The sequence below is a fragment of the Streptomyces sp. NPDC058579 genome, from assembly GCF_042718575.1.
In the GTDB taxonomy this organism is placed as follows: Bacteria; Actinomycetota; Actinomycetes; order Streptomycetales; family Streptomycetaceae; genus Streptomyces.
This window is the reverse complement of sequence record NZ_JBHXPI010000055.1, coordinates 1-25,750: the sequence shown is the minus strand read 5'-3', so window position 1 is coordinate 25,750 and position 25,750 is coordinate 1. Positions and strand designations below refer to the sequence as shown.

The window sequence follows — 25,750 nt, the reverse complement described above, 5'->3', positions numbered from 1 at the left end:
GAGGGGGAATCAATGTCGTTCAACGACGAGTGGGCCCAGGCCAAGAACACGGCGGTCGAGAACCAGTCGGCGATGCGCCTCAACCAGCTCCCCGCGGACGGGGGCAGCGGGGGCACCGGCCCCACCGATCTGGCGACCACGCCCGCGAAGAAGAAGCAGGCCGCCAACAGCATCGAGACCAACATCCAGCCGGACCTCAAGACGGCCGCCGACGCGGCCGACGAGTCCACCAGCGGCGCCGTCGCCGCGTTCAAGGGCTGGGAGACGGCCGCCGGCCTGAAGAAGGCGCACGAGCACTGGGACAGCCAGGTGAAGCGGCTGAACGCGCGCCTGGACTCGGAGAAGGGCGCGCTCCGGGGCGCGTCGTCGCTGTTCCAGAGCAACGACATCGTCACGGGGAACGGCCTCGTGACGCAGTCGAAGATCTCGGGACTCTAGGGGGATCGCGATGCCGACGTACGAAGAGATCATGCAGACCGACCTCGGCAAGCTGAGCACCGCCGCCGACGGCTGGAAGACCATGGCGGAGAAGTTCAAGAAGGTCGAGGACCTGTACGAGAAGGACGTCCAGAAGGTCGCGTCGGGCGGCCCGCTGTGGACGGGTCAGGCGCAGCAGATAGGCGCGACCAACTTCGGCATCACGCGGGGTGAGCTCGACGCCGCGCAGAAGGAAGCGAAGGCGATGGAGTCGCTGCTGCGGGACGCCCACAGCACGCTCACGGAGCTCAAGGGCCGGGTGACGACCGCCGTGAAGGAGGCGGTCGACGCGGGCATGAAGGTCTCCGAGTCCGGCTCCGCGAGCTTCGACTTCAGCAAGGTCACCGCGAAGGAGGCCTACACCATCCAGCACGACCCCGACCTGCGGTCGGTGGAGCAGTCGTACACGAAGAAGATCAACGACGCGGTCAACGCGGTCACGGAGTTCGACAAGGACGTCAAGACCGCCCTGCTGAACGCCTCGGGCGCGGACGGCACGGCGCCACTCGGCTTCAACTCCAAGCCTGTGGGCGACGTGGAGGCCGTGGAGGCGCTGGCCCTCTCGGAGAAGGTGCGCAACGGCGACGCCTCGAAGAAGGAGCTGGAGCAGTACCGCGACATCCTGGCGCAGAACGCCAAGGACAAGCACTTCAGCGAGGCGTATCTGCATGCGCTGGGCGCCAAGGACACGCTGAAGATCGCCGACGAGATGAACCTGGCGGCGAACGAGCGGGGCATCTCGGACGCGGACAAGAAGCTGTACAACTCGATCAACGCGAGCCTCGCGGACACGATCGCCTCGGGGACGAAGGACCCGAACAGCTACGCGTACCGGCCGTTCGTCGACGGTCTGAAGGCGATCGGCGACGACAACATCACGGGCAATCTCCGGCCCTCGCACGGGTACCAGCACCTGGTCACGCTCATGTCGCAGGGCAGCGCCGACTACGGCAAGGAGTTCCTGAACGAGATCGGGAACGACATGATCCGGGTCGAGAAGGACAAGGAGAACATCTGGGCGCACCACTTCGACGGCCAGCGCCCGAACCTGATGCACGACCCGGTGGACGGCCTGCTCAAGATCATGAGCAAGGACCCGTCGGACGCCGAGTACTTCCTCGACCCGAAGGCCCCCGGGAACGAGAACGACCACCTCAAGTACCTGCTCACGGACCGCAAGTGGGTCGACCCGTGGATGTCGGCGCCGGGTTACGTCGACGAGATGAAGGACCCGTTCAAGGCGACGGGGCTCGGCGCGGCGATCGAGGCTGCGGCCACGGGACACGCGCCCGGCGAGAAGCCCGGCGACGTGGGCGCGCATACGGAGGGGCAGGCGCGGGTGATGCACCACACCGTCGACTACCTCGAGTCGCAGCTGGACGAGGGCAAGTTCCCGGAGCACCTGACGAACCTCCAGAAGCCGGTGGCGCACGCCCTCGCGGACTACGTCAACGACACCCATGTGATCCTGAACGGCGAGGACGACAGGTACGGCCTCAGCAACGGCAAGGATTCCATCATCGGATCCGGCGACAACGCACACATGGCGGTGTCGCAGGGCGACCTGATCCGCGTCATGCGGGGAGTGGCCGAGGACGGTGACTCCTTCGCCCTCATCTACGAGGCGGAACGCTCGTACTCCGCCAAGCAGCTCGCCGAAGCCCCTGCGTTCAACGGTGACCCGACACACGGTCAGAGTGCCGACTGGGACCACCGGGCGAAGCATGTCGGTGGCGCGCTGGGTGCCCTCAACGGGATCGGCGCCGACGTCTACATCGACAAGAAGGACGACAAGGTCGAGTGGGCCGAGACGACCGCGGAGTACTCGGCCAACGGGGTCAACAGCATTGTCGGTGAGATCCCGTTCGCAGGCTCTGCCGCCGGCGCCATCGTGGACACCGCCAAGTACGAGTGGGTCAAGGACATCACCGACGCGGCTGAGGAACAGGCGAAGAAGGAATCGAGCGAGAACTACTCGTCCGGTAAGGACGGCACGAACGACCTTCTCGCCTCCTGGGGGAAGACGGAAGGAATTCTGAACAATGGCCCGTACAGCTCGGCGAAGGATGCTGCGAATGGCGGTTACGAGGACGGTCGCGCCGCGGCGGCGGGGCATCTGGGGAACTAGGCGCGCCAAGGCCCTCGTACGAGGGGCGGCGACGGCGGCGAGCGCGACGGTGCTGGCTCTGGCCGCGACCGCGTGCTCGTCCGGGGATTCCGGCACGCAGGTCGAGGGATTGTGCGGCCCGTCCGCCGACTCGAGCGCCGGAACGTCGCTGCGTCAGGTGTTGCGGACGGACGACTTCACGGCGCAGGTCCTCAGGTCGGACGACAATTTCGTCCGGGAATTCAAGAAGGACCTGCGGGAATGGCCGGGCGGCGAGAACTCGACGTCTCCCTCCTTCGTGTGCAAGTACGTCCCCGAAGACGGCAAGGGGCACGTCCTCCTCGACTTCGCCTGGTCCCCCGCCAACCAGCCCGGCAAGCAACGCGCTCGGGAGTCCGGTCCGTTCTACGACCTGAACGGCGCGACCGGCGAGGTCGGCGACCAGTCGTCGGGGCTCTACGTGAGCTGCGCGTTGGGCGGCGAGCTGAGTGCCCGGTCACGGAAGGCGGTGCTGCGCGCGGACCTGTCACTCACGGTCAACCGAGGCGAGACCGTGGACAAGGCCCGGGAGGCCGAACAGCTCTCGTTCCTCTACTACATGACCCGCGCGGCCACGGAGGTTCTGGGCTGCGAGAACAAGCCGCTGACGAAGGAACCCGTCGTGAAGCCCCTCACCGAGAGCAGCACCTCATGAGTCGGACGAAGCACAAGTCGCTGGGCCTCGTGTGTGGCCTTCTGCTGGTCCCGTTGGCCGGGTGTAGCAGCGGTGGTGGGGCGGATGCCGGGGCCTCCCTGAGTGTGGACCGGGTGATCGAGCTCGCCGAGGGGGTCGGGAAGGGCGGGGCCGACGCGTGCCCGATCGCCTACGACGCAGGGAAGGCGGCCGAGGCGGCGAAGATCGGCGAGGGGATCGAGACCGGCGCGGCGGGGGCCGAGGCCGGCGAGCCGGTGGCGACCGCCAAGGGCGGGAGGACAACGGATCCGCAAGAGGCGTGGGCGGGGAAGCCAGGTGGGCTCATCTCCTGCTCGTACCACGTGGGCGGTGAGGACCTGACGGTCCACACCGTCGGTACGGAAGCGGGGAGCGCGACCAACTATCTCCTGCCCACAGCACAGTACGCGGGCGGCATGTCCTTCGAGGACGTGAAGGCCTTCGGCACGAAGGCCACCGACGCGAAGCCCGGCGAGCCCGTGGCGAGCAAGGGCGGGAACGTGGTGAGCGTCCGCTTCGACTCCGGTGGCAAGGGTGACGTAGCCCTGCTGGTGACCGTCGGCGAGGACGACAAGAGCGCGCTGAAGCCCGAGCAGGTCCTGGAGCTGGCCCGGACCTTCGCCTCACAGGCGAAGTGAATCTGACGGTTCCGTCTGACAGGGAGCCGTCCGGCCCCCGATCATTGAGCTGCGACGACGTTCCACCCGCACTAAGGAGCAGAGACTGATGGGCACTCAGCAGGAGAAGGACGAGCTGTACGCGCTCGACATCAGCGACGTCGAGTGGCAGGGCGCCCCCGGCACGAGCCCCGACGAGGAGCGCGTGGAGATCGCCCACCTGCCGGGCGGGGCCGTGGCGATGCGTTCCTCCCTCGACCCCGACACCGTCCTGCGCTACACGGAGGCCGAGTGGACGGCGTTCGTCCTGGGCGCGAAGGACGGCGAGTTCGACCTGAAGTAGGTCGTGTACGCGTGTACGCGAAGGGGCCCGTTCCTGAGTGGAACGGGCCCCTTCCGCTGTGCGCGGGATGGGGTGACTGGTGTCAGAAACCCTCGGTGAACAGGCGCGACGCCTTGATGTCCGTACCGCGGTAGCTGTCCTTGCCCTGCTCGATCTGCTTGGCGACGAGCTCGAGCCGGTCCCTCATGTCCGTGGCGCGCTTCTTGTACTTGCCCTGGAGGATCACGTACTCCGCGTGGGCCTCACCGTCCCAGGTGTCGGTGACGACCCGGAGGGCGGCGTTCATCTCTTCGAGGTCCTTGATGATGTTCGAGGAGACGACCCGGAGGCGGTTCGCCATCTCCTGGACGCTCTCGTACCGGACCTTGGTGTTCTGGTCGATGCCGGACATCGTGCTCTCCTCAGGCTCAGATGTTGTTCAGCGCGGAGTTGTTGGCCTTGAGGGTCTGGAACACCTCGTAGTCGTTCGCCGCGCTCAGGTTCTTGGTCTCGTTGACCGCCGTGAGCAGCACGTTGAGCAGGCGACGGATGGTGTCGTGGTCCTCGTTGAGGAGCGACTGCGCCGTCTTGAAGCCGGCCGCACCCGCACCCGTCCAGCCCGCGTGGACCGTTTCGAGAATGTTGGCCATCTCTCGGGCCTGCTTGGAGACCTCTTCACCGGTCTGCATGATCTTGTTCTTGGCCTGGGTTACCGGATCCTCGGCAAGCCCGAACCCACCTGCGGGGCTGGTCATGTGACGCTCCTCGTTGTCGGGAAGTGCTCGTGCTCGTTGCGCGTAGCTCAGCTCTGGCTACGCTCTCCTGTTGCGTCTGCCTGCTGCCACGACGGCGCCGATGACGACGGCGACGACCGCGACGGCACTCACGGCGATGCCCCAGAGCGGGAACCCGCCCTCGTCGGGCCGGGCCGCCGACTCAGGGTTCTTCGGTTCCTGGGTCGGCCCGTTGGTGCCGCTTGCCCCCGTGCTGCCAGGAGAGGGGGAAGTCTGAGGTGCGGGCGACTGCGACGCGGCCTGCTGCTGCTTCTGGGCGGCGAGCAGCGGATTGACGTCGGGATCGCCCGGGTTGCCCTTGCCCTCGAGGAGGACCTGGGCGGGCCGGATGGAGCCGTACCCGATGTACTTGCTCGGCACCTCGCCGACATGACCGGCGGTCTCCATCATGACCCGGAGGACCTGATTGGCGGTCCAGTCGGGGTGCGCGGACCAGATCAGGGCGGCGGTGCCGGAGGCTAGGGCGGTGGCGTGGCTTGTGCCCTCGAAGGCGCAGTACTTCGTCTTGTCGTTCGTGCAGCGGCCCGGCATTTCGACACCGGGGGCGGCGAGGCCCAGGTGGGAGCCGTAGTTGGAGAACTCGGCGACCTTGCCCTTGGTGTCGAGCGCGCCGACGGCAACGACTCCGGGGATCGCTGCGGGGTACACCTGGAGGTCAAGCCCCTCGTTCCCGGACCCGGCGAAGATCAGGGCGCCCTTCTTCTGTGCGTACTCCACGGCAGCCAGCCACCCTCGGTCCTCGGCCTCATCAGCCGGGCCGCCCTGCGAAATGTTGATCACCCGCGCGCCGTTGTCCACGGCGTAGCGGATCCCCTTCAGAATCGCGCCGTTCCCAAAAAACGCAAAGTCGCCAGTCCGGACAGGAAGAATCTTCGCGTCTGGGGCGATCCCTTTGACGCCGCCATTGGCTCCACTCCCCGCAATGGCGATGGCCATGTTGGTGCCGTGGCGATCGTCGTCCCGGTTGTCGATGCGGCCAGGGCCTTCCCCCGCGTCGTAGAAGTTGTGACCGGGCAGCACCTTGCCCCGAAGCTCCGACACCGTCGAGTCCACCCCGCTGTCAAGCACGGCGACGGTGATGCCCTTCCCCGTGGCCACCTTCCACAGCCCGTCGGCCTTCATCGCGTCCAAGTACCACTGGCGCCCACGCATGTCTTCAGCCTGCGCGGTCGGCGCCGCGACGGTCCACGTCGCGACGACGGCGGTCATGGCGCCGAGCAGGCCGATGGCACGGCTGCGAAGGACACGGGCAAGCGGGGGCATGGGTGTACGACTCCTAGTCGATGACGGGCGGGACGATCTGACGCTGGCCAGGGGTCCACGTCTCCTCGTCCTCGGTCAGATAGTCGGGGCGGGAGCGGGTTGTGCGGCGTTCGTCCTCGCCCCGCTCGGACGAGGTCGGACGGACGAGTCCGGTGCCGCCAGGGGTGAACGCCCGCCCGCCGGACCCGGTGGGACTCCCGACGGTTCCACCCGGCTGCATGGCCAGCCGTCGGCCCGCCGCACCGCCCGTGTTTCCGCCCGGCGCGCCATGCATGCCGGCGCCAGGCCCGTGCATACCCGCCCCACCGCGACCGTACTGGCCGGCACGCTCCTCGCCGATGACGGGGCCCATCGGAAGCCGAGGCCCTTGGCCGGGCAGGCCCGTCCGACCGGGTACCTGCCGGCCGCCGGTGATGCCCTCCGCGCGCGGCGGGATGCCAAGGGGGCTGGGGCCCCTCAGGCCGCCGTTCGCAGGACCCGGGAGCCCCGGGTTGGCGCGAGGCGGACCGGCCGTCGGCTGGGGGCCGACCGGCGGAGCGAGGGGCGGCAACGGAGGAGTCGGCGGGCCGACCGTCGTCACCGGCGGGGTGGTGGGCGGCTGCGCAGGGACACGGGGCGGCGCCTCAGGCGTGATGGTCACAGAGTCGAGGTTTGTGTTCACCTCGTTCTCCGGGCGCTTCGTCGCTGCCGGCAGCGTCACGTCAGGGGTCGGGCGGTTCGGGGTCGCCGCATCGGGCGTGCGGGTCGACGACCGATCAGTGTGGGTGGGTCCTGAGCCGGAAGACGCCGAATTACCCGTCCCGCCTCCAGAGTCCCCTACTCCGTACGGAGTTTCGACTGTGTGGTAGTCGCCACTAAGCGGCTTGAACTCCGGCTCCCGCTCCGCCCCCATCCGCTCCCGCGTCGAGTTGTAGTACGACGACAGCCGCTCCAGTTGGTGGATGGCCTCCTGAAGCTTCGGGCCCGTCTCCGACTCGATGCGGGCCTTTTCCTTCTCCGGGTCCGCGAAGCACATGCCCGCCGGCTTCGGGACGGCCGCCTTTGCCTCGGAGAGGGCCTGGCCCGCGCGTTGCATCTCGTCCGCTACGACCTTGGTGAAGTCGCCGAGGACCAGGGTCTCGGAGACCACGCCCGAGCCCCAGGTGCGGAAGGCGTTGCCGCCCTCGCCCTCCCACTGGACGCGGCCGATGTACAGGCGGAGGTCTGTGGCGATCTCCAGGATCTTCGGTACCGCCGCCGCCAGCGCCGAGCCGGTGGTGGTGATTTCCTCCGGCTTGGCGGACGCGATCATCGCGTACAGGGCGTCCAGGGACTTCCCCTCGAACTCTCCTGCCATTGTTGCCACTCCCCCGCTTAGCTGAATCCGCCGGTGTCGCCCGTGTCCTCGCCCGTGCCCTTGCCCTTGGGCTGCTCGGGCTTGTCCTGGCCGCCCTCGCCGTGGCGCTCGCGGTACTCCTGCTGCGTCCGCTTCTGGATCGCCGCGTACCGCTCGCGCTCCTCCTCGTCCACGCCCGTGTAGCCCTTGTCGGCGATCGTGGCCGCGAGGCCCATGCCCTCGATCGTCTCGCCGAACGTCCTGGTGAGCTCTTCGAGGCGGGTGCGTACCTTTTCGTACGCGCTGTGCAGTTCCGTCGCGGCAGTGAACCCCGTGCCGTACGACGCGGCCGTGACCTTCTGCTCGCCGATCTTCGTGTGCTCGGCGGGCGAGCCCTGCAGTTCCTCGACGAGCTTCTGCATACGCGAGTAGAAGCTCTGGAGAGTCACCTCTCCGACTTCCAGACCCTTGTTGCCGCCCCCGGCCGGCCCATCCACCTCAGTGCCCCCTCGTCAGGCTCATGAACTCGTCCACCACTCTAGCCATTTGGTACGACAGTTCCAATTGCAAAGTCATATCGTTGACGCGGCTCATCCGGCCGCCTTCCGGCGCCGTCGCCGGCTGTCGCGGATCACCGTCGCCGTGCCCGCGACCACCGCCACCAGGACGACGCCCACGCCCAGGGCGTACGTGCCGATGCGCTCCGCGCGTTCCTGGGACGTCTCCGTCATCGCCAGGTGCGCCGGCTCCGGTGCCGGTGGCTTCGGTGGGGCCGGGTCGGGGATCGCGGCCGTCGGGGCCGGTTCGGGGGCGTCGGCGAGGGCCCGTACCGGGTCGACCACGCCCCAGCCCACGTGGTTGTCGCGGCCGTTGACGGACCGTACCGCCGTCTGTTCGATACGGGCCACGATCTGGGCCGGGCTCCACTTGGGGTGTTTGGCGCGCAGGAGCGCCGCCACTCCCGAGACGTACGGGGCCGAGAAGCTCGTGCCGTTGTCCACGCACTGACCGCCGCCCGGGACCGTGGAGACCATGTCGACGCCCGGCGCCGCGACGCCCACGAACGTGCCCGACTGCGAGAACTCCGCCCGCTCGTTGTTGCGGTCCGAGGACGCCACCGCGAGGACCCCCGGGAAGGCCGCCGGGTACGTGTTCTTGAGCTTGCCGTCCATGCCGTCGTTGCCCGCAGACGCGACCACCACGACGTCCTGCTCCAGGGCGCGGGCCACCGCCTTCCCCATGGCCGAGTCGGGGCTCAGGGCCTGGGTGGTGTCCTGCGAGATGTTGATGACGTCGGCGCCCTTGTCGACGGCGTGGTCGATCGCCAGGGCCATCGTGTCGGACTTGCCGCTGTTCTTCTCGTCGTTCTGGCGGATCGGGATGATCGTGGCCTCGGGGGCCAACCCGACGAAGCCCGTTCCCGACCGGGGGCGGGCGGCGATGATGCCCGCCACCTTCGTGCCGTGACCGACCTCGTCGACCGTGCCGTCCGTCTTGCCGCGCTTGTCGTCGCCCCCGCCGGGGTTGTCCTTGTCCGGCTTGAGGTAGTCCTTGCCCGCCTTGGCGTCCACCGCCGTCTTCAACTGCGGGTTGACGTCGTCGACGCCCGTGTCGATGACCGCGACCCGGACCCCCTTGCCCTTCGTGTCCTGCCAGAGCTCGTCCAGGAGCACCCGCTGGAGCGACCAGGGGATGCCCTCGATCTGCTTCTTCATCGGGAACGTGCACTCGCCGCTGCCGTCCAGGTTCACGGAGGAGGCCTGGGCGGTCGGTGTCGTCAGCAGCGTCGTCAGGGTCACCGCCGCCAGTAGGACCGCCGTCTTCCCGTACGTCTTGGTCGACATCGTCATCCGCCCCTACGAACCCTGCGGCTGGCGCGCGCTGTTGGTGTCCAGCCTCGGGCCCTTCGACAGGAACTCCGACCACGCGATCGGCACGAGGACCGGGGTCACCTTCTCGTAGCCGAGACGGGTCTGCGCCTCGCTCGGTTCCGGGCGGCCGTCCGTCGGCTGTTTGGTTCCGTCGCCGCTGCCGATGTCGGAGCGGGCGGCGTCGCTGTCCCCGTTCGCCTGGACCGCGTACCGCAGTCCGGTGTCCGTGACGAGGAAGAGCGAGCCGTCGGGCTTGGTCTGGTTGCCCTGGACCTGGGTGTAGAGCAGGCCGCTGCCGGGGGTGACGTACGTGCTGGTGCCGCCGGCCGTGATCTCGGCCGGGTACTTCGTACCGGCCCAAGTGGTGAGGGTGGTGGCGCCCTTGTCGTCGACGCTGTTGAGGACGCTGCAGATCGTGTCCCGGGCACCGGTCCCCGTCGTGGCGTTGACCTGCTGCGACTTGCGGGTCGGCCAGCGGTACTGGGTGCCGAAGGTGGTGGCGTCCGGGGTGAAGGAGGCCGCGTCGACGGTGGTCACCCGGCCGTCCATGTCGAGGGGGTCGGTCTCCGGGGCGTTGATGAGCAGCCAGGCCGTGAACTCGGAGACCGGCTGGACCTTGCCCGGCAGGACGACGTAGTGCTGCGGGCCTGAACCGGTCTGGGCGAGCAGGACCATGCCGACCCGGTCCTCGGTCTGGCTGAGGCCGCCGCCGACCCCGGCGTCCGTGCCGACGTCGCCCGGGATCTCCGGGAACGCGATGGGGCTGCCGGTGTGCAGGGTGGCCAGCCAGTCGTCGGTTACCTGCTGCGGCTCCTTGTTGAGGCCGACGAGGGCGGTGGTGAGTCCGGCGGACTCGTCGGGCGCGCCCGGGATCAGGTACTTCGTACCCCGGTGGTCGACGAGGTAGCGGGCGCTGCCCTTCTGCCCCTTGACGTACATGACCTGTCCGTCCTTGAGCTGCCCCGTGCCCTCGGTGCGGTGGAAGTCCCGCTGCGCGAAGACGAACGTGGCCTTCTGGACGCTGCTGCCCTTGCCGCCGCCCGGCTGTTCGCACACCGCCCACCGCTTCGCGGTGCCGGCGTCGCCCGGCGAGGGGAGCCGGTCCGGCGCGTACGGGATGCCGAGGATCGGGCCGCGGGGCGGCTTGCCGCCGTCAAGGACCTCGTCGGCGACCTGGATGACCGAAAAGGACTGGGGGGTGAGGAGGAGGCGCGCGGAGGCGAGGTTCAGGACCGGGTGGAGCAGGGTCTTGCTGTCCTTGCCCTTGCCGGTGGTGAGGACCACGTACCGGGTCGTCGACTGCTTGCCGACGATCACCTTGGTGCCCGGCTTGTCCCAGCCCTTGGGGGCCTTGGGGCTGAACATGCCCCAGGCGCCGAAACCGGCCAGGACGAGGGCGCCGATGATGAGCCCGGGCACGACCGCGCGCAACGGCCTCGGCGCCCCTTCCTCCGTACCGGAGGGAGAAGGTTGGAGGAATGCGGCCACCGTGCGCTTCTTCGCAAAGGTGTACGCGTTGAGCTCATCCCGCCGTGATGCCATGAGTCCCCATATTTCGTCAGGCGCAGTCTTCACCGGTGCCTTCGGGGGGCTTCACACCCGGGCTCCGGCTGTCGGACCGGCCCCCTACTATGCCTGCTGTCCCCCGGCGTCCGGGGGGCGGGTAGGGTGATCCGGCCGCCAAAGCACTGGCGTGCCAGGGTGATCGGGACGAATTTGGGGGGATTCTCCATGATGGCATCCGCGACGCGGACGCGACCGCGGTCCGCGGCGCCCGCGCCCTCCTCCCGTTCCGCCACGCCGCCCGCCGCCGGTGCGCCGTCCGCCGTCTCGCCCCGCCTTCAGGCGCGCCCGGGACACTTCGGATCATTCCGATTGCAACAACTCGTACTGATCGAGGGCGCGGCCGCCCTGCTGCTCGTGGCGTGGGTCGTCGAACCGATGCTCCTGGTCCCGGCCGGACTCCTCGCCGCGGTGCTGGTCCTGCTCGCGGTGGTGCGCCGGCACCGGCGCTCGATGCCGGAGTGGCTCGGTACGTTCCTGACGCTGCGCGCGCGTACGCGCCGGGCGGCCTCCTTCGTCGTCCCGGAGGGTACGGAGCCGGGGCTCGCCCCGGTCGTGGAGTGCGATCCGGCGCTGCGCACCTACGCGTACAGCGACCGGGACCGCCGTCCGGTCGGGATGATCGGCGACGGTACGTTCCTCACGGTCGTCGTACGGGTCGACGCGGGGGCCACGGCGCTCCGCCCGGACCGCTCGGCGCGGCCGCTGCCGGTCGCGCTCGTCCGTGACGTCCTCGACGTGGACGGGATCCGGCTCGAGTCCGCGCAGATCGTGCAGCACACCCAGCCCGCGCCCGCCCCGCATCTGCCCGCGCAGTCGATGGCGGCGCGCAACTACGGCCCGCTGCAGGCGCAGACGGGTTCTCCGGCGGTACGGGTGACCTGGGTCGCCCTGAAGCTGGACCCTGAGCTGTGCCCGGAGGCCGTCGCCGCGCGCGGTGGCGGCCTGGAGGGCGCGCAGAAGTGCGTGGTCCGGTCGGCGGACCAGCTGGCGAGCCGGCTCGCGGGCGCCGGGTTCCGGGCGACCGTGCTCACGGAGCAGGAGCTGACCGCCGCGCTCGCCACCTCGACCTGCGCGAGCCCCGCGGCGATAGCGCAGGCAGGGCGCGGCCAGGCGCAGGCGCGGCGGAGCCAGGAGACCGCGCGGACCTGGCGGGTCGACGACCGTCGGCACACGACGTACTGGGTGGGGCGCTGGCCGTCCCTCGGCGGCGCGGGCGGCCCTGGCGCGTCGATGCCGCAGCTGATCGCGCTGCTGACCTCTCTGCCCGCGCTCGCGACGACGTTCAGCCTGACGCTGAGCGGCGGCGACCGCCAGGAGGTGACGGTGACCGGGCACGTACGGATCACCGGGCGCAGCGACGAGGAGCTGGTGGCGGCGCGGCACGAACTGGAGCGTGCGGCGCGCGGGGTGAAGACGGGTCTGGTGCGGCTCGACCGCGAACAGGTGCCGGCCATGCTGGCCTCGCTGCCGCTCGGGGGTGCGCGCTGATGTCCTCTTCTTCCCAAGTGCCTGTCGGTGGTGTTGGTGACGGCGGTGGTGACGGCGGTGGTGGCGGTGCGCGTGAGCGGTCCGCCGGGAGGTCCCGTCGCGGTACGGGGCGGGGCGGACGGCCCCGGTTCGGCTTCGGGCTCATCGGGCCGCGCCGCGACCGGCACTCCGTACCGCTGGAGCAACTCGGCGCGCTGAGCGTGCCCGTCGGCGACGACGGCATGGTCATCGGCGTGGACGCCGAGGGCAGGCCCGCCGTCCTGGGCATCAACCGGCCCACTCCGTACGACGTGACGCTCATCGGCGGTCTGTGGACGGCCCAGGTGATCGCGCTGCGGGCGGCCGCGACGGGTGCGCGGGTCGCCGTGGAGACCGGCCGGGCCCAGGTCTGGACGACGCTCGCGCAGGCCGCGGGCGGGGGTCAGCCGTGCATCACGCTGCACGACGTCGGCCGCGTCCCGCCGCAGGGCGCGTCGGCCGGCAGCCCGGTGGTCGTGGTGCGGGACTGCGGTATGCGTCCGCCGCGCGGCCGGGTCGTGTCGGGGCCCTGGCAGTCGGTGGTGACGCTGCTGCCGTACCTGAGCCCCGTGGCGCCCCGCCTGCTGGAGAAATCCGCCCTTGTGGGGATCCAGCGGGTCTCGCCTGACGAGGCCACGCAGATCGGCCGGATCATGGGCCTGCCGGGCACCGAGTCGGAGGCGTTGTCCACGCTTGCCGACGGGGTGACACTGTGGTGTACGCCGGGTGACCGCCAGTTCGTCATGACCCAGGCGACAGAGGCCGAGACCGGATTGTTGGGCAGCGCGCGCCGGATGGACTGACCGGCGGGAGCCCTCAATTCCATCCGTTTTTGTATGTATTTGGAGCGCCCCGTGGCGCTGTGGAGTTCACTCTGCGGTGCACCCAGGTCACTTTGGGGGCGATACGTGACCTACGGGACAGGCGTGTGCGGGCGATCGGGCCTGCCCGCCACACACGGTTGGCGTTTAGGGTGGGAGGGCCCGCCCACGACAGCACAAGGGTGCGCGACCACACCAGGAGGCAATAGTGAACGGCGATCGGGACGAGATCCACGGGGGTTGGAATCCACCCGCCGATGATCAGTCCGACGCGGATCCCGCCGAGATGACGGGTGAGTTCACCATCGACTACACCCCTCCGGCCTGGTACACGCAGAACGCGGGGGGAAGCGGTGGTGCGGGTGGCGCGACGCCGCCGCCACAGCCGCCGAGTGGTGCGCCCGTTGCCGTCCCGGGGCTCCCGGCGGGCAGCGGCTTCGAGCCCAACGTGACCCCGCCTGCCCCGGTTCCGCCGCTTCCGCTGCCGGTGCCGCTGCCTCTGCCGGTCCCGCCCGCGCCGGGGGCGCCGGTGGCGCCGGGTGCGGTTCAGCCGACGCCTGTTGGTCCGCCTGCGGCTCCTGGTCAGCCGGTGGCCCCTGGTCAGCCTGGGCCGGTGCAGCCCGGTGCGGTGCAGCCGGGTGCCGTACAGCCCGGGCCGGTTCAGCCGGGTCCCGTTCAGCCCGGTGCCGTTCAGCCCGGTGCCGTTCAGCCTGGGCCCGTGCAGCCGGCTGCGCCTGGTCCTGTTCAGCCGAGCGCTGCCGCCGCCCCGGCTCCCGTCGCTCCGGTCGCTTCCCACGAACCTGTCGAAGCCGAGTCGTTCGGCGGCGGTGACGTGGAGAGCGGCGCGACGATGCGTTTCTCCTCCGCCGCGCTCAAGCGCGAGATGGCGGAGATCGCCGAACGCGCCGCGGCCGCTGACGCGGCGGCGCCCGGTGCGGAGCCGTCCGGAACCCCCGCGCCCGAGGACTCCGCGCCCGCCGCGCATTCGACCGCCGACGAGACGCCTCAGCCGGACAGCGGTTACGCGCTCGCGCTGCCCACCCCTCTCCCGGCCCCGGCCCCGGCGGACGAGGCTCCGCAGTCGGCCGAGCCGTCGGACGAGGACGTCCAGCCGAACGAGCCCGCGTCCGAGGCCCAGGAGCCCGAGCCGGTCGACGCGGCCGCCGTCGCGCCGCCCGCCGCCGCCGAGCCGCAGGACGCTCCCCCGGCGGCTGTGCCGCCAGTGCCCGCGGCGCCGGCGAACCCGGTCGCCCCGCAGGGCGCTGACGGGCTGCCCCCGCTGCCGCCGTCGTTCCAGCCGGCGGCTCCCCCCGCCGTACCGAACTGGCCCGCTCAGGCGCCGACCGGCGACCAGCCCGCGCCGCCGCCCCCGGCACTGCCGCAGCCCGCCGGCTGGCCGCCGCAGCCGACTGCCGTACCCCCGCAGGGCGGTTACGGCTTCCCGCAGCCCGGCCAGCAGCCCCTGCCGCAGCCGGTCGCACCTCAGGCAGCCGACGCCCCCGCACCGCAGGGCGGCTACGGCTTCCCGCAGCAGGGCCAGCCCCTGCCGCAGCCCGTCGCGCCCCAGGCCGCCGACGTCCCCGCGCCGCAGGCGGGTTACGGCTTCCCCCAGCCCGGCCAGCCCCAGCCGCAGCCCGTCGCGCCCCAGGCAGCCGACGCCCCTGCGCCGCAGGGCGGGTACGGCTTCCCCCAGCCCGGCCAGCCTCAGCCGCAGCCCGGTCTGCCGCAGCCGCTGCCCACCCCCGTGCCCCCGCAGGCACAGGGCGGCTACGGATTCCCGCAGCCCGGCCAGCAGCCCCTACCGCAGCCCATCCCGGCGCAGGCGGCCGACGCCCCCGCGCCGCAGGGGGGTTACGGCTTCCCTCAGCCGCCCGGTCTGCCGCAGCCGCTGCCCACCCCCGTGCCCCCGCAGGCACAGGGCGGCTACGGATTCCCGCAGCCCGGCCAGCAGCCCCTGCCGCAGCCGATCCCGCCGCAGGCCGCCGACGCCCCCGCGCCGCAGGGCGGTTACGGCTTCCCCCAGCCCGGCCAGCCCGGTCAGCCGCAGCCCGGCCCCGTACCGCCGCAGGCACAGGGCGGCGGTTACGGGTTCCCGCAGCAGGGCGCGGCGCCCGTGCCGCAGGCTCCGTACGACGCGCAGCAGCCTCCGCAGGAGGCAGCGCCCGTCGATCCGCGGAGTGGTGCGGGGTGGCCCACCCCCGTCGCGCACGACCAGCGTGAGCGGTCCGTGCCGGGTGCTCCGCTCGGGTACACCGCCGCCGTCGAGCTGTCCTCCGACCGGCTGCTGCGCAACAACAAGCAGAAGGCCAAGTCGAGCCGGAACCCCGGCGCCTCCGCCCGCTTCAAGCTCGGCGGCAAGCGCGAGGAGGCCGAGCGGCAGCGGAAGCTCGACCTGATCCGTACGCCCGTGCTGTCCTGCTACCGGATCGCGGTCATCTCCCTCAAGGGCGGTGTCGGCAAGACCACGACGACCACCGCGCTCGGCGCGACCCTGGCCACCGAGCGGCAGGACAAGATCCTCGCCATCGACGCCAACCCCGACGCCGGCACGCTCGGCCGCCGGGTGCGGCGCGAGACCGGGGCAACCATCCGTGACCTCGTGCAGGCGATCCCGTACCTGCACTCGTACATGGACATCCGCCGCTTCACCTCGCAGGCGCCCTCCGGTCTGGAGATCCTCGCCAACGACGTGGACCCGGCCGTCTCGACGACGTTCAACGACGAGGACTACCGGCGGGCGATCGACGTCCTGGGCAAGCAGTACCCGATCATCCTGACCGACTCCGGTACGGGTCTGCTCTACAGCGCCATGCGCGGTGTGCTCGACCTCGCCGACCAGCTGATCATCATCTCCACGCCCTCCGTCGACGGCGCCTCCAGCGCCTCGACCACGCTCGACTGGCTCTCGGCCCACGGGTACGCGGATCTGGTGCAGCGGTCGATCACGGTCATCTCCGGGGTCCGCGAGACCGGCAAGATGATCAAGGTCGACGACATCGTGCAGCACTTCGAGACACGCTGCCGCGGCGTGGTCGTCGTACCGTTCGACGAGCACCTGTCGGCCGGTGCCGAGGTCGACCTCGACATGATGCGGCCGAGGACCCGCGAGGCGTACTTCCACCTCTCGGCGATGGTGGCCGAGGACTTCGTCCGGGCGCAGCAGGTCCAGGGGCTGTGGACGGGTGACGGCGGCCAGGCCGGCGCCGTACCGCCGCACATGTCCCCTCAGGTCCCGGGCCAGGGCCAGCAGGTGCCCGGCCAGCCGATGCCCGGTCAGCCGGTCCCGGGCCAGCCCATGCCCGGTCAGCCCATGCCCGGTCAGCAGCAGCCGTACGCCCCGCAGCCCGCACCCGGTCAGCCCATGCCGGGCCAGCCGATGCCGGGTCAGGCCGCCCCCGGTCAGCCCGTGCCCGGTCAGCAGCCGTACCCGCCGCAGCAGGGTCAGCCGTACGCGCCCCAGCCGTACCCGCAGCCCCAGCAGCCGCAGCCGCAGCCGTATCCGCAGGCGCCGGGCCACCCCCAGCCCTACCCGCCGCAGCAGCACGAGCAGCCCGGCGCGCCCCAGAGCTGGCAGCAGCCTCCGGCACAGCCCCAGCCCGGGCAGCCACAGCCGCACCCTGCGCAGCCGCAGCCGCCCGTGGATCCGAACGCTCCGGTAGCGCCCCCCGGTTGGCCGCAGCAGGTTCAGCAGGCGCCTCCGCAGGCTCCGCCAGCCCCTCAGCAGTAAGGCGTCATAGGAGTAGACCAATGAGGCCCCGCACCGGCTCCCCGGTGCGGGGCCTTCTTGTATTCCCGCAGCCCACAAGGGGTTTGAGTCATCGTTGACGATGCTGTCCACCGCTGATAAACCTTCGCTTCACCAGTTGGCGCCCAAGATCCACGACGCGAGGTACGTCCTATGGTCATGGTCACGAAGGTCCCGCCCAGCCCCGCAGCCCCCCGCAGACGCGCTCCCCGACGACTCCCCCGGCTGCTCCTCGCCGCCGGTGTCACCGCCACCGCCCTCATGGCCGTACCCCAGGTCAGCGCGCAGGCGGCCCCGGCCGCCGACGGTGACGCGAAGAGCGGCGGCTCCACCCTCACCGTCGCCGTCTCGCAGAGCGTCGACTCCCTCAGCCCGTTCCTCGCCCAGAAGCTCGTCTCGACGAGCATCCACCGGTTGGCGTACGAGTACCTGACGAACTACGACGCGAAGGACTCCAAGCCGATCCCGGGGCTTGCGACCGAATGGGCGGCCTCGCCGGACAAGCTGACGTGGACGTACACGATCCGCAAGGACTCGAAGTGGTCCGACGGGAAGCCGGCCACCGCCGAGGACGCCGCCTGGACCTTCAACAAGATGCTGACGGACGAGAACGCCGCCACCGCGAACGGCAGCTTCACGGCCAACTTCAAGAAGGTCACCGCGCCCGACCCGCAGACGCTGGTCATCGAGCTGAAGAAGCCGCAGGCGACCATGACGGCGCTCGACGTGCCGATCGTGCCCAAGCACGTCTGGGAGAAGGTCGGCGACTTCTCCAAGTTCAACAACGACCAGCAGTTCCCGATCGTCGGCAACGGCCCGTTCGTCATCACGGACTTCAAGGTCGACCAGTACATCAAGATGAAGCCGAACAAGAACTTCTGGCGCGGCGCACCGAAGTTCGACGAGCTGGTGTTCAAGTACTACAAGGACGGTGACGCGGCCGTCGCCGCGCTGCAGAAGGGCGAGGTGTCCTTCGTACCGAACCTGACGCCCGCTCAGGCCGCCGCCCTGAAGTCCATGAAGAACATCAAGGTCAACGACGCCCCCGGCCGGCGCTTCTTCGCCCTGGCCACCAACCCGGGCGCGCGTTCGAAGGACGGCAAGACCTTCGGCAACGGCCACCCGGCGCTGCTCGACCCGGCCGTCCGCAAGGCGCTCTTCCTCGCCGTCGACCGGACCACGATCGTCGACAAGGTGTTCCAGGGCCACGCCGTCGAGGGCGAGGGCTACATCCCGCCCCGCTTCGACTCGTACTTCTGGAAGCCGAGCGCCCAGCAGAAGCTCGGCTACGACCCCGCCAAGGCCGCCCAGCTCCTTGACCAGGCCGGATACAAGAAGAACGGCGACGGGAAGCGGGCCGGCAAGGACGGCAAGACGCTGGACTTCCGGATCCTCTGCCACGCCACCGACCCGAACGACAAGGCGATCGGCAAGTACCTCCAGGAGTGGTGGGGCGAGCTCGGCGTCGGGCTGAAGGTCGAGTGCCTCGACAACGTCAGCGACCCGTGGACCAAGGGCGACTACGACCTCGCGTTCGACGGCTGGTCGGTCAACCCCGACCCCGACTACGTCCTGTCGATCCACACCTGCGGCACGCTCCCGGCGACCCCGAAGGACACCGGCGCCACCGACAACTTCATCTGCGACCAGCGCTTCGACACGCTCTACGCGCAGCAGGCGGTGGAGTACGACGCCGCCAAGCGGGCGGATCTGGTCAAGCAGATGCAGTCCAGGCTGTACGACACGGGGTACATGAACATCATGGCCTACCCGAACGCCCTGGAGGCGTACCGCACGGACCAGATCAAGTCCATCACGACCATGCCTGCGGCCGCAGGCAACCTCTGGGGCCAGGACGGCTACTGGAGCTGGTGGTCGGCCGCGCCGACCACCGCGACCGCCGGGTCCGAGTCGAGCTCCGGCGGCGGTTCGTCCACCGGGGTGATCGTCGGCATCGGCGCGGCCGCGGTCGCCGTGGTCGGGCTCGGGGTCTTCCTCGGCCTGCGGCGCCGCTCGACCGCCGACGACCGCGAGTAGACGAGCAGAGCCGTGACGACAGCGAGCACACCCGCCGACGTGGCGCGGACCTCACCGGTCCGCGCCACGGACGGCGCCTCCCGTACCGGTACGACGACCCTCCAGTACCTCCGCTACGTGGCCGGCAAGCTGGGCGGCGCCGCCGTCTCGCTCTTCGCCGTGCTGGTCACCAGCTTCTTCCTGTTCCGGATCATCCCCGGCGACCCGGTCAAGGCGATGACCCACGGCATCCCCACCTCGGCCGAACAGCTGGCGACCCTGCGTCGGCAGTTCGGGCTCGACCTGCCGCTGTGGCAGCAGTTCACCGACTACTGCGCGAAGGCGCTGAGCGGCGATCTCGGCACCTCGTACCAGTTCCACGCCCCGGTCGGCGATCTCATCGCGCAGAAGCTGCCGGCGACACTGCTGCTGACCGGGGTCGCCGTGGTGCTCTACTCGGCGCTCGGGCTCTGGCTCGGCACGCGGTCCGCCTGGAACCACGGCCGCCTCGGCGACAAGATCAACACCGGCGTCGCGCTGACCCTGTGGTCCGTGCCGTCGTTCTGGCTCGGTCTGCTCCTGATCATCGTCTTCTCGGTCGGCATCGGACCGATCCCGGGGCTCTTCCCGACCGGCGGCATGGAGTCGGGGACGGGCGGGACCGGCTTCGCGTACGTCCTGGACGTCGCCCACCACATGGTCCTGCCGGTGGTGACCCTGGTGGCGGTCGGGTACGCGCAAACGCTGCTCGTGATGCGCTCCTCGCTGCTCGACGAGATGGGCAGCGACTATCTGACGACCGCGCGGGCGAAGGGGCTGCGCGACGACGTCGTACGCCGCCGGCACGCCGTACCGAACGCGCTGCTGCCGACCGTGACCATGATCTTCATCAACCTGGGCCATGTGGCGGCCGGTTCGATCCTGGTGGAGACGGTGTTCTCCTGGCCGGGGCTCGGCGGGCTGTTCTACCAGGCGCTCAGCGTGCCCGATCTGCCGCTGGTCCAGGGGCTGTTCGTGGTCTTCGCCGGAGCGATGATCGTGATGAACCTGATCGCCGACCTGCTGTATCCGCTGCTCGACCCCCGGGTGGGCCGATGACGTCTCTTGTATGGGAGCGCCGGCGCGGTTCGGTCTCCCGCTTCTGGAAGCAGTACCGCACCCACCGCGCCGGTCTCTACGGCCTGGCCGGGCTCGCCGTGATCGCGCTGCTCGCCCTCGCCGCCCCGCTGATCGTCGGCGCGGACGTGCAGTCGGTGACGAACGCGCCGGGTACGGCCCTGGAGTCGCCGAGCGCCGAATTCCCGCTCGGGACAGACCAGTTCGGGCGCTCGCTGCTCGGGCTGCTGATCTGGGGCGCGCGGATCTCGCTGCTCGTCGGGCTGCTCGCGGCGGTGCTCTCGGTCGCCATCGGCACCCTCGTCGGGATCATCGCCGGGCACTACGGCGGCTGGTTCTCGACGGTCGTCATGCGGATCACCGACTGGTTCCTCGTCATGCCGACGCTCGTTCTCGCGATCGTGCTGGCGACCGTGATGTCCCGCTCGATGTGGACGGTGATCGTCGCGATCGGCGTGACCAGCTGGCCGACCACGGCCCGGCTCGTGCGCGCGCAGACGATCGCGGTGGAGTCCCGGCCCTACATCGAGCGGGCCACGGCCCTCGGCGGCGGCCACGGGCACATCATGAGCCGGCACGTGCTGCCGAACGTGATGCCGCTGGTGCTCGCGCAGACCACGCTCGGCATCTCGACGGCGATCCTCACCGAGGCGACCCTGGCCTTCCTCGGCCTCGGCGACCCGACGGTGGTCTCGTGGGGCGGCATGCTCCAGGACGCCCGGGAGGCGGGCGCGGTGTCGTCGGGCCACTGGTGGTACCTCGCTCCGCCCGGGATCGCGATCGCGCTGGTCGCGCTCGCTTTCACGCTGTGCGGGCGCGCGGTCGAGTCCGTGCTGAACCCGAAGCTGGGGGTGGGGCGATGAGCCTCCTGGAGGTACGGAACCTGAGCGTGACGTACGGCTCTGGGGCGGGCGCCGTCCCCGCCGTACGGGGCGTCGACCTCACCCTGGGCGCCGGGCAGAAGCTCGGGGTCGCGGGCGAGTCGGGGTGCGGGAAGTCGACGATGGCGCTGGCGCTGCTGCGGCTGCTGCCGCCGTCCACCCGGCTGACCGGGCAGATCATGCTCGACGGCGAGGACGTCCTCGCCATGAAATGGGGGCGGCTGCGGGCGGTGCGGTGGGCGGGGGCGTCGATCGTCTTCCAGGGCGCGATGCACTCGCTGAACGCGGTGCGGCGGATCGGCGACCAGATCGCCGAGCCGCTGTTCGTGCACGGGCGGCCGACCCCGGCGGCGGCGCGCAGGCGGGTCGGCGAGCTCCTGGAGCACGTCGGGCTTCCGGCGGGGCGCGCGGCGGCCTATCCGCACGAGCTGTCCGGCGGTCAGCGGCAGCGCGTGATGATCGCGATGGCGCTCGCCTGCGATCCGCGGCTGATCGTGGCGGACGAGCCGACGACGGCGCTCGACGTGATGATCCAGGCGCAGATCCTGCGGCTGATCGAGCGTCTGGTCGCGGACGACGACATCAGCCTGCTGATGATCAGCCACGACCTGGCGGTCCTCGCGGACACCTGCGACCGGCTCGCGGTGATGTACGCGGGACGGGTGGTGGAGGAGGGCCCGGCGCGGGCGGTGTACGACGCGGCGGAGCATCCGTACGGGCGGGCGCTGTCCTCGGCCTTCCCGAGGATCGGCGACCCGGCGTCCCGGCGGGCGCCGCGCGGCCTGCCGGGCGATCCGCCGGATCCGGCCGATCTGCCGGGCGGGTGCGCGTTCCATCCGCGCTGCCCGGTCGCGGTGGAGGACGTCTGCGGGACGCGGGACCAGGAACTGCGGGACGCGGGCGCGGGGCGCCGGGCGGCCTGCGTACATGTGGGGAGCGGCTCATGAACCCGTTGACACCGGACGGCGCACCGACGGGGGCGGGCGCTTCGGCGGCGGGAGCCTCAGTGGCGGGTGCCTCTGTCGCGGGCGCCTCAGTGGCGACCGAGGTTCCGCCGACGGCCGGTCCGCTGCTCTCGGCGAGCGGGCTGCGGGTCACCTTCCCCGGGCGGCGGGGCGCGGCGGCCGCGCGCGCGGTGGACGGGGTGGACCTGGACATCGCCCCCGGGGAGATCGTGGCCCTGGTCGGTGAGTCGGGGTGCGGCAAGACGACGCTGGCGCGCTCGCTGCTCGGGCTCGTGCCGCCGACGGGCGGCGCGGTCACCTTCGCCGGTGAGCCGCTCTCGTACACCTCGCGCGCCCTCAAGGCCTACCGCAGGCGGGCCCAGCTGGTCCTCCAGGACCCCAGCGGCTCGCTGAACCCGCGGCACACCGTGTACGACGCGGTGGCCGAGGGGCTGCGGATCCACGGGTACGAAGGGGACGAGCGGGCTGCGGTCGCGGAGGCGCTGTCGCGGGCCGGTCTGCGGCCGCCGGAGCGCTTCTTCCTGCGGTACCCGCACGAGCTGTCGGGCGGTCAGCGGCAGCGCGTCGTCATCGCGGGCGCGCTGGTCCTCCAGCCGGAGCTGATCGTCGCGGACGAGCCGGTGGCCTCGCTGGACGCGTCGGTACGGGGCGAGATCCTGGCGCTGTTGCTACGGCTCCGGGACGAACTGGGGCTCTCGGCGCTCGTCGTGACGCACGACCTGGGTCTCGCGTGGAACATCGCGGACCGGGTGGCGGTGATGTACCTGGGCCGGATCGTGGAGACGGGAACGGTGGAGTCCGTACTGACGGCGCCTCAGCACCCGTACACCCGGGCCCTGTTGTCGGTTCTGCCGGAATCCGAGGGCGCGCCGGTGATCCTGACGGGCGAGCCGCCGGACCCGGCCCGCATCCCGTCCGGCTGCCGCTTCCACGCCCGCTGCCAGGTCCTCGCCTCGGGCGAGGCGGCCTCGGTCGCGGACCGCTGCCGCACGGAGGACCTGCCGGTCCTCCCGGGCGCCGGCGCTCGGGACGTGGCCTGCCACTGGGTGCGGGAGGGGCAGAAGTAGGCGGGGGCGCCTCGCCCGGCGGGGCGCCTCAGCGCTGCGTGTCGTACGCCCCGGTGAGTTCGCGGGAGCGCTTCACGTCCCCCGCCATCGCCGCGAGCAGGTCGTCCAGGGTGTCGAACTTGAGCATGCCGCGTACGTACGCCAGGAAGTCCACGGCCACGTGCAGGCCGTACAGGTCGAGGCCCTCGCGGTCGATGGCGTACGCCTCGACGGTCCGCTCGGTGCCGTTGAACTGAGGGTTCGTGCCGACCGAGATCGCGGCGGGCATGCGCTCCCCGTCGGCGGTGAGCCAGCCGGCGTACACGCCGTCGGCCGGGATCGCGGTGTGCGGGAGGGTCTCGACGTTGGCCGTCGGGAAGCCGAGCTCGCGGCCGCGCTGCGCGCCACGGACGACGATGCCCTCGACGCGGTGCGGACGGCCGAGGATCTCGGCGGCGCCCTCCACGTCGCCCTCGGCGACGAGGCGGCGGGTGAGCGTGGAGGAGAACGGGTCGCCGCCGCCCGCCGTACCGCTCACGAAGAGGTCGATGACCTCGACCTCGTAGTCGTAGGTGGCGCCCAGCTCGGTGAGGAAGCCGACGTTGCCTGCGGCGCGGTGGCCGAAGCGGAAGTTCGGGCCCTCGATGACGGCCTTCGCGTGGAGCTTGTCGACGAGGACCTTCACGATGAAGTCCGCCGGGGACAGCTGCGAGAACTCGGCCGTGAACGGCAGGACGAGGACCGCGTCCACGCCCAGCTCCGCGATCAGTTCGGCGCGGCGGGGGTGCGGGGCGAGCAGCGGCGGGTGGCTGCCGGGCCGCACGACCTCGGAGGGGTGCGGTTCGAAGGTCACGACGACCGAGGGGACGCCCAGTTCGCGGGCGCGTTCGACGGCCCGTCCGATGATCAGCTGGTGCCCGCGGTGCACCCCGTCGTAGGAGCCGATGGTGACAACACTGCGCCCCCAGTCCTGGGGGATGTCCTCCAAGCCACGCCAGCGCTGCACTGTGACCGCTCCTCGTCCGCCTGTTCGCCGATTACGCAGGTCTAAGACTGCCATGCCCACGGCCATCGCCCCGCATCGGCATGGATCTGCCGAGCCGCTCGACCGTACGGCGGGTGCTGGGGCCGACGACGACGGCCCAGTCGCCGGGGGCGGCGGCCAGCCAGCCGGTCAGTTGGGCGGCGAACGCGGGGACCTCGCGGGCGAGCTCGACGAGCCGTCGGTCGAGACAGGTGGCGCCCTCCGGGGTACGGACGAGGAGCAGCCCGGTGCGGCGGACGAGCTCGCGGGTGCGGACCTCCGGGCGCCGTTCACAGCCGTGGGCGGCGGCCCGCAGCAGGGCGTCGAGGACGGCGAGGTCCCGTGCCTCGTACCGCTCGTGGTCGAGGAGTACGTCGAGGAGTTCGGTACGCAGAAGGCGCGAGGCGCCGGTGCCGGGCGCGGCGAGCACCGGAGCGAGGGCGCTGCGGACCTGGGCGGGGCGGCCCCGGATCAGGCCGGAGACCAGGGGGAAGAGGACGGCCCGGGCGGCGGGGCCGTCCTCGAGGCGGCGGTCGACGAAGGCGGCGGCGTGGCGGGCGCCTTCGGGGTGGCGGTCGACGTACTCGCGGACGAGGGCGGCGGCGCGGCGGGCGAGGGCGGGGGTGCTGACCTCGGCGAGCGCCCGCAGGGTGGCTCCGGCGGTATCCCCGGGGTCGTGCAGCCGCGCTTGGAGGGCGGCCAGGACGGGTTCGGGGTGGGCGGCGAGCGCGGTGGTGAGCGCCTCGGCGGGGACGCGGGGGTCGGTCAGGGCCCGGGGCAGATGGCGGGAGCGGGTGTGCGGGTCGCGGACGAGGAGGCCGAGGGCGGCGCCGTGCAGGGCGGCGTCGGCGGGGCGGGCGAGCAGGGCGAAGGCGGCGTAGCGGAGGAGTTCGCGGTCGGGTCCTGTGGTGGCGTGCGCGGCGACGAGGGCGCCGTACGCGGCGGCGGCGGCGCGGCGCGCGGGCCTGCCGTCGTCGTGGGCCCAGCGGTCGACGGCCCGGCAGAGGGCGGTCGGCTCGTCCTCGGCGAGCGCGGCGAGCAGCCCGTCCGCGAGGGGGTGGGCGGTGGCGACGAGCGCCTCGCACAGGTCGTCGACGGCGAGGTGGCGGTGGGTGTGCAGCAGGGCCTGGGCAGCGGTGGCGACGGTGGCGTGCGGTGCGGCGCCGAGGGGGCGACCGTCGCCGAACCAGCGGCAGAGCAGCGGCTGTACGCCCCGGGGCTCGGCGACGAGCCGTTCGGCGACGACGTCGAGGAACCGGGGCGCGGCGTGGGTGCCGGGCGGCTGGTCGGCGGGCACGATCCGCCGCAGCAGATCGATCCGCTCGCCCTCCCCGACCCGCAGGGCGGCCCAGAACGGGGGCCCGAAGAGCGCGGGAGGGGTGGGGGCGGCGGCTTGGGTGGTACGTCCGCTCGCCGGGGCGTCCGGCGCGTGGCGCGGCGCGGGGACCTCTTCTGATCCGGGCGGGCGTGGGGCGGTCGGCGAGGTGCCCAGGTGATCGGCCAGGTCGCGGAGGGCGGAGAGGTACGGCTTGGGGTCCGGGAGGCGGAGGAGGGTCCGGTGGAGGAGCCGGGTGGCCCACCAGGCG

General features: G+C 71.4%; 21 protein-coding genes and 1 pseudogene. 13 read left to right on the top strand and 9 right to left on the bottom strand.

What is annotated here, in order from left to right; translation table 11 throughout:
* Positions 1 to 12: 12 nt before the first annotated feature.
* The 5 genes from ACFWRO_RS33795 to ACFWRO_RS33775 all read left to right on the top strand — a co-directional run bounded on the left by ACFWRO_RS33795 (position 13) and on the right by ACFWRO_RS33775 (position 4,256).
* Positions 13 to 438, top strand: a complete 426-nt coding sequence (locus tag ACFWRO_RS33795) for a hypothetical protein (RefSeq protein WP_384517420.1) — start codon at positions 13 to 15, stop codon at positions 436 to 438.
* Positions 439 to 448: 10 nt separating this feature from the next.
* Complete coding sequence (locus ACFWRO_RS33790) at positions 449 to 2,605, top strand: hypothetical protein (RefSeq protein ID WP_384517417.1); 2,157 nt, start codon at positions 449 to 451, stop codon at positions 2,603 to 2,605.
* Positions 2,553 to 3,278: a hypothetical protein gene (locus ACFWRO_RS33785; RefSeq protein ID WP_384517415.1), complete on the top strand. Its 726-nt coding sequence runs from the start codon at positions 2,553 to 2,555 to the stop codon at positions 3,276 to 3,278. The genes ACFWRO_RS33790 and ACFWRO_RS33785 overlap by 53 nt, the downstream gene beginning before the upstream one ends.
* Positions 3,279 to 3,391: 113 nt before the next feature.
* The gene (locus ACFWRO_RS33780) at positions 3,392 to 3,934 is read left to right on the top strand and encodes a hypothetical protein (RefSeq protein WP_384517412.1); all 543 of its coding nucleotides are present in this window, start codon (positions 3,392 to 3,394) and stop codon (positions 3,932 to 3,934) included.
* A gap of 88 nt (positions 3,935 to 4,022) precedes the next feature.
* Positions 4,023 to 4,256, top strand: coding sequence for a DUF397 domain-containing protein (locus ACFWRO_RS33775; protein WP_384517410.1), 234 nt, complete (start codon positions 4,023 to 4,025; stop codon positions 4,254 to 4,256).
* A gap of 82 nt (positions 4,257 to 4,338) precedes the next feature.
* Here the strand turns inward: ACFWRO_RS33775 and ACFWRO_RS33770 are convergent, their stop codons facing one another.
* From ACFWRO_RS33770 to eccB, 7 genes are all read right to left on the bottom strand, one after another.
* The gene (locus ACFWRO_RS33770) at positions 4,339 to 4,647 is read right to left on the bottom strand and encodes a WXG100 family type VII secretion target (protein ID WP_384517407.1); all 309 of its coding nucleotides are present in this window, start codon (positions 4,645 to 4,647) and stop codon (positions 4,339 to 4,341) included.
* Positions 4,648 to 4,663: 16 nt separating this feature from the next.
* Positions 4,664 to 4,990 carry a WXG100 family type VII secretion target gene (locus tag ACFWRO_RS33765; RefSeq protein ID WP_384517404.1) on the bottom strand — a complete coding sequence of 109 codons (327 nt, stop codon included), beginning with the start codon at positions 4,988 to 4,990 and terminating at the stop codon, positions 4,664 to 4,666.
* A gap of 57 nt (positions 4,991 to 5,047) precedes the next feature.
* Positions 5,048 to 6,292: a S8 family serine peptidase gene (locus ACFWRO_RS33760; protein ID WP_384517402.1), complete on the bottom strand. Its 1,245-nt coding sequence runs from the start codon at positions 6,290 to 6,292 to the stop codon at positions 5,048 to 5,050.
* Between the two features lie 13 nt (positions 6,293 to 6,305).
* Positions 6,306 to 7,628 carry a hypothetical protein gene (locus ACFWRO_RS33755; RefSeq protein WP_384517399.1) on the bottom strand — a complete coding sequence of 441 codons (1,323 nt, stop codon included), beginning with the start codon at positions 7,626 to 7,628 and terminating at the stop codon, positions 6,306 to 6,308.
* Positions 7,629 to 7,645: 17 nt separating this feature from the next.
* Positions 7,646 to 8,056, bottom strand: coding sequence for a hypothetical protein (locus ACFWRO_RS33750; RefSeq protein WP_384517397.1), 411 nt, complete (start codon positions 8,054 to 8,056; stop codon positions 7,646 to 7,648).
* A 141-nt stretch (positions 8,057 to 8,197) separates the two neighbouring features.
* The gene (mycP, locus tag ACFWRO_RS33745; protein WP_384517395.1) at positions 8,198 to 9,451 is read right to left on the bottom strand and encodes a type VII secretion-associated serine protease mycosin; all 1,254 of its coding nucleotides are present in this window, start codon (positions 9,449 to 9,451) and stop codon (positions 8,198 to 8,200) included.
* Positions 9,452 to 9,463: 12 nt separating this feature from the next.
* Positions 9,464 to 11,020, bottom strand: a complete 1,557-nt coding sequence (eccB, locus tag ACFWRO_RS33740; RefSeq protein WP_384517392.1) for a type VII secretion protein EccB — start codon at positions 11,018 to 11,020, stop codon at positions 9,464 to 9,466.
* Between the two features lie 192 nt (positions 11,021 to 11,212).
* Here eccB and eccE point away from each other — a divergent pair, with 192 nt between their 5' ends.
* The 8 genes from eccE to ACFWRO_RS33700 all read left to right on the top strand — a co-directional run bounded on the left by eccE (position 11,213) and on the right by ACFWRO_RS33700 (position 23,161).
* Entirely contained in the window at positions 11,213 to 12,532 is a 1,320-nt protein-coding gene (eccE, locus tag ACFWRO_RS33735) for a type VII secretion protein EccE (RefSeq protein ID WP_384517457.1), read from the top strand.
* Positions 12,532 to 13,353 (top strand): hypothetical protein, encoded by an 822-nt coding sequence (locus tag ACFWRO_RS33730; RefSeq protein ID WP_384517389.1) that lies wholly within the window; start codon positions 12,532 to 12,534, stop codon positions 13,351 to 13,353. Before eccE ends, ACFWRO_RS33730 begins: the two co-directional genes overlap by 1 nt.
* A 226-nt stretch (positions 13,354 to 13,579) precedes the next feature.
* Positions 13,580 to 17,098 carry an SCO5717 family growth-regulating ATPase gene (locus tag ACFWRO_RS33725; protein WP_384517387.1) on the top strand — a complete coding sequence of 1,173 codons (3,519 nt, stop codon included), beginning with the start codon at positions 13,580 to 13,582 and terminating at the stop codon, positions 17,096 to 17,098.
* 177 nt (positions 17,099 to 17,275) lie between these two features.
* The gene (locus tag ACFWRO_RS33720) at positions 17,276 to 19,153 is read left to right on the top strand and encodes an ABC transporter substrate-binding protein (protein ID WP_384517384.1); all 1,878 of its coding nucleotides are present in this window, start codon (positions 17,276 to 17,278) and stop codon (positions 19,151 to 19,153) included.
* Between the two features lie 12 nt (positions 19,154 to 19,165).
* Positions 19,166 to 20,230, top strand: coding sequence for an ABC transporter permease (locus tag ACFWRO_RS33715; RefSeq protein WP_384517381.1), 1,065 nt, complete (start codon positions 19,166 to 19,168; stop codon positions 20,228 to 20,230).
* Entirely contained in the window at positions 20,227 to 21,111 is an 885-nt protein-coding gene (locus ACFWRO_RS33710; RefSeq protein ID WP_384517378.1) for an ABC transporter permease, read from the top strand. Before ACFWRO_RS33715 ends, ACFWRO_RS33710 begins: the two co-directional genes overlap by 4 nt.
* A complete protein-coding gene (locus ACFWRO_RS33705; protein WP_384517375.1) occupies positions 21,108 to 22,076 on the top strand; it encodes an ABC transporter ATP-binding protein in 969 nt (322 codons plus the stop codon). Before ACFWRO_RS33710 ends, ACFWRO_RS33705 begins: the two co-directional genes overlap by 4 nt.
* An 89-nt stretch (positions 22,077 to 22,165) precedes the next feature.
* On the top strand, positions 22,166 to 23,161 hold the full coding sequence (locus ACFWRO_RS33700; protein WP_384517455.1) for an oligopeptide/dipeptide ABC transporter ATP-binding protein: 996 nt from the start codon (positions 22,166 to 22,168) through the stop codon (positions 23,159 to 23,161).
* Positions 23,162 to 23,189: 28 nt separating this feature from the next.
* On the opposite strand, the gene ACFWRO_RS33695 is transcribed toward ACFWRO_RS33700, so the two are convergent.
* Together ACFWRO_RS33695 and ACFWRO_RS33690 are read right to left on the bottom strand one after the other, a co-directional pair.
* On the bottom strand, positions 23,190 to 24,146 hold the full coding sequence (locus ACFWRO_RS33695; protein ID WP_384517372.1) for a bifunctional riboflavin kinase/FAD synthetase: 957 nt from the start codon (positions 24,144 to 24,146) through the stop codon (positions 23,190 to 23,192).
* 31 nt (positions 24,147 to 24,177) lie between these two features.
* Positions 24,178 to 25,750 (bottom strand): annotated as a pseudogene (locus tag ACFWRO_RS33690) (serine protease); the annotation flags it as partial.

Bases quoted from the DNA above. Each gene is read 5' to 3' on its own strand.
- ACFWRO_RS33730 (WP_384517389.1), top strand. From the start codon at position 12,532: ATGTCCTCTTCTTCCCAAGTGCCTGTCGGTGGTGTTGGTGACGGCGGT.
- ACFWRO_RS33710 (WP_384517378.1), top strand. From the start codon at position 20,227: ATGACGTCTCTTGTATGGGAGCGCCGGCGCGGTTCGGTCTCCCGCTTC.
- eccB (WP_384517392.1), bottom strand. From the start codon at position 11,020: ATGGCATCACGGCGGGATGAGCTCAACGCGTACACCTTTGCGAAGAAG.
- ACFWRO_RS33770 (WP_384517407.1), bottom strand. From the start codon at position 4,647: ATGTCCGGCATCGACCAGAACACCAAGGTCCGGTACGAGAGCGTCCAG.
- ACFWRO_RS33795 (WP_384517420.1), top strand. From the start codon at position 13: ATGTCGTTCAACGACGAGTGGGCCCAGGCCAAGAACACGGCGGTCGAG.
- ACFWRO_RS33775 (WP_384517410.1), top strand. From the start codon at position 4,023: ATGGGCACTCAGCAGGAGAAGGACGAGCTGTACGCGCTCGACATCAGC.
- ACFWRO_RS33705 (WP_384517375.1), top strand. From the start codon at position 21,108: ATGAGCCTCCTGGAGGTACGGAACCTGAGCGTGACGTACGGCTCTGGG.
- eccE (WP_384517457.1), top strand. From the start codon at position 11,213: ATGGCATCCGCGACGCGGACGCGACCGCGGTCCGCGGCGCCCGCGCCC.
- ACFWRO_RS33720 (WP_384517384.1), top strand. From the start codon at position 17,276: ATGGTCACGAAGGTCCCGCCCAGCCCCGCAGCCCCCCGCAGACGCGCT.
- ACFWRO_RS33760 (WP_384517402.1), bottom strand. From the start codon at position 6,292: ATGCCCCCGCTTGCCCGTGTCCTTCGCAGCCGTGCCATCGGCCTGCTC.
- ACFWRO_RS33790 (WP_384517417.1), top strand. From the start codon at position 449: ATGCCGACGTACGAAGAGATCATGCAGACCGACCTCGGCAAGCTGAGC.
- ACFWRO_RS33785 (WP_384517415.1), top strand. From the start codon at position 2,553: ATGGCGGTTACGAGGACGGTCGCGCCGCGGCGGCGGGGCATCTGGGGA.
- ACFWRO_RS33755 (WP_384517399.1), bottom strand. From the start codon at position 7,628: ATGGCAGGAGAGTTCGAGGGGAAGTCCCTGGACGCCCTGTACGCGATG.
- mycP (WP_384517395.1), bottom strand. From the start codon at position 9,451: ATGTCGACCAAGACGTACGGGAAGACGGCGGTCCTACTGGCGGCGGTG.
- ACFWRO_RS33765 (WP_384517404.1), bottom strand. From the start codon at position 4,990: ATGACCAGCCCCGCAGGTGGGTTCGGGCTTGCCGAGGATCCGGTAACC.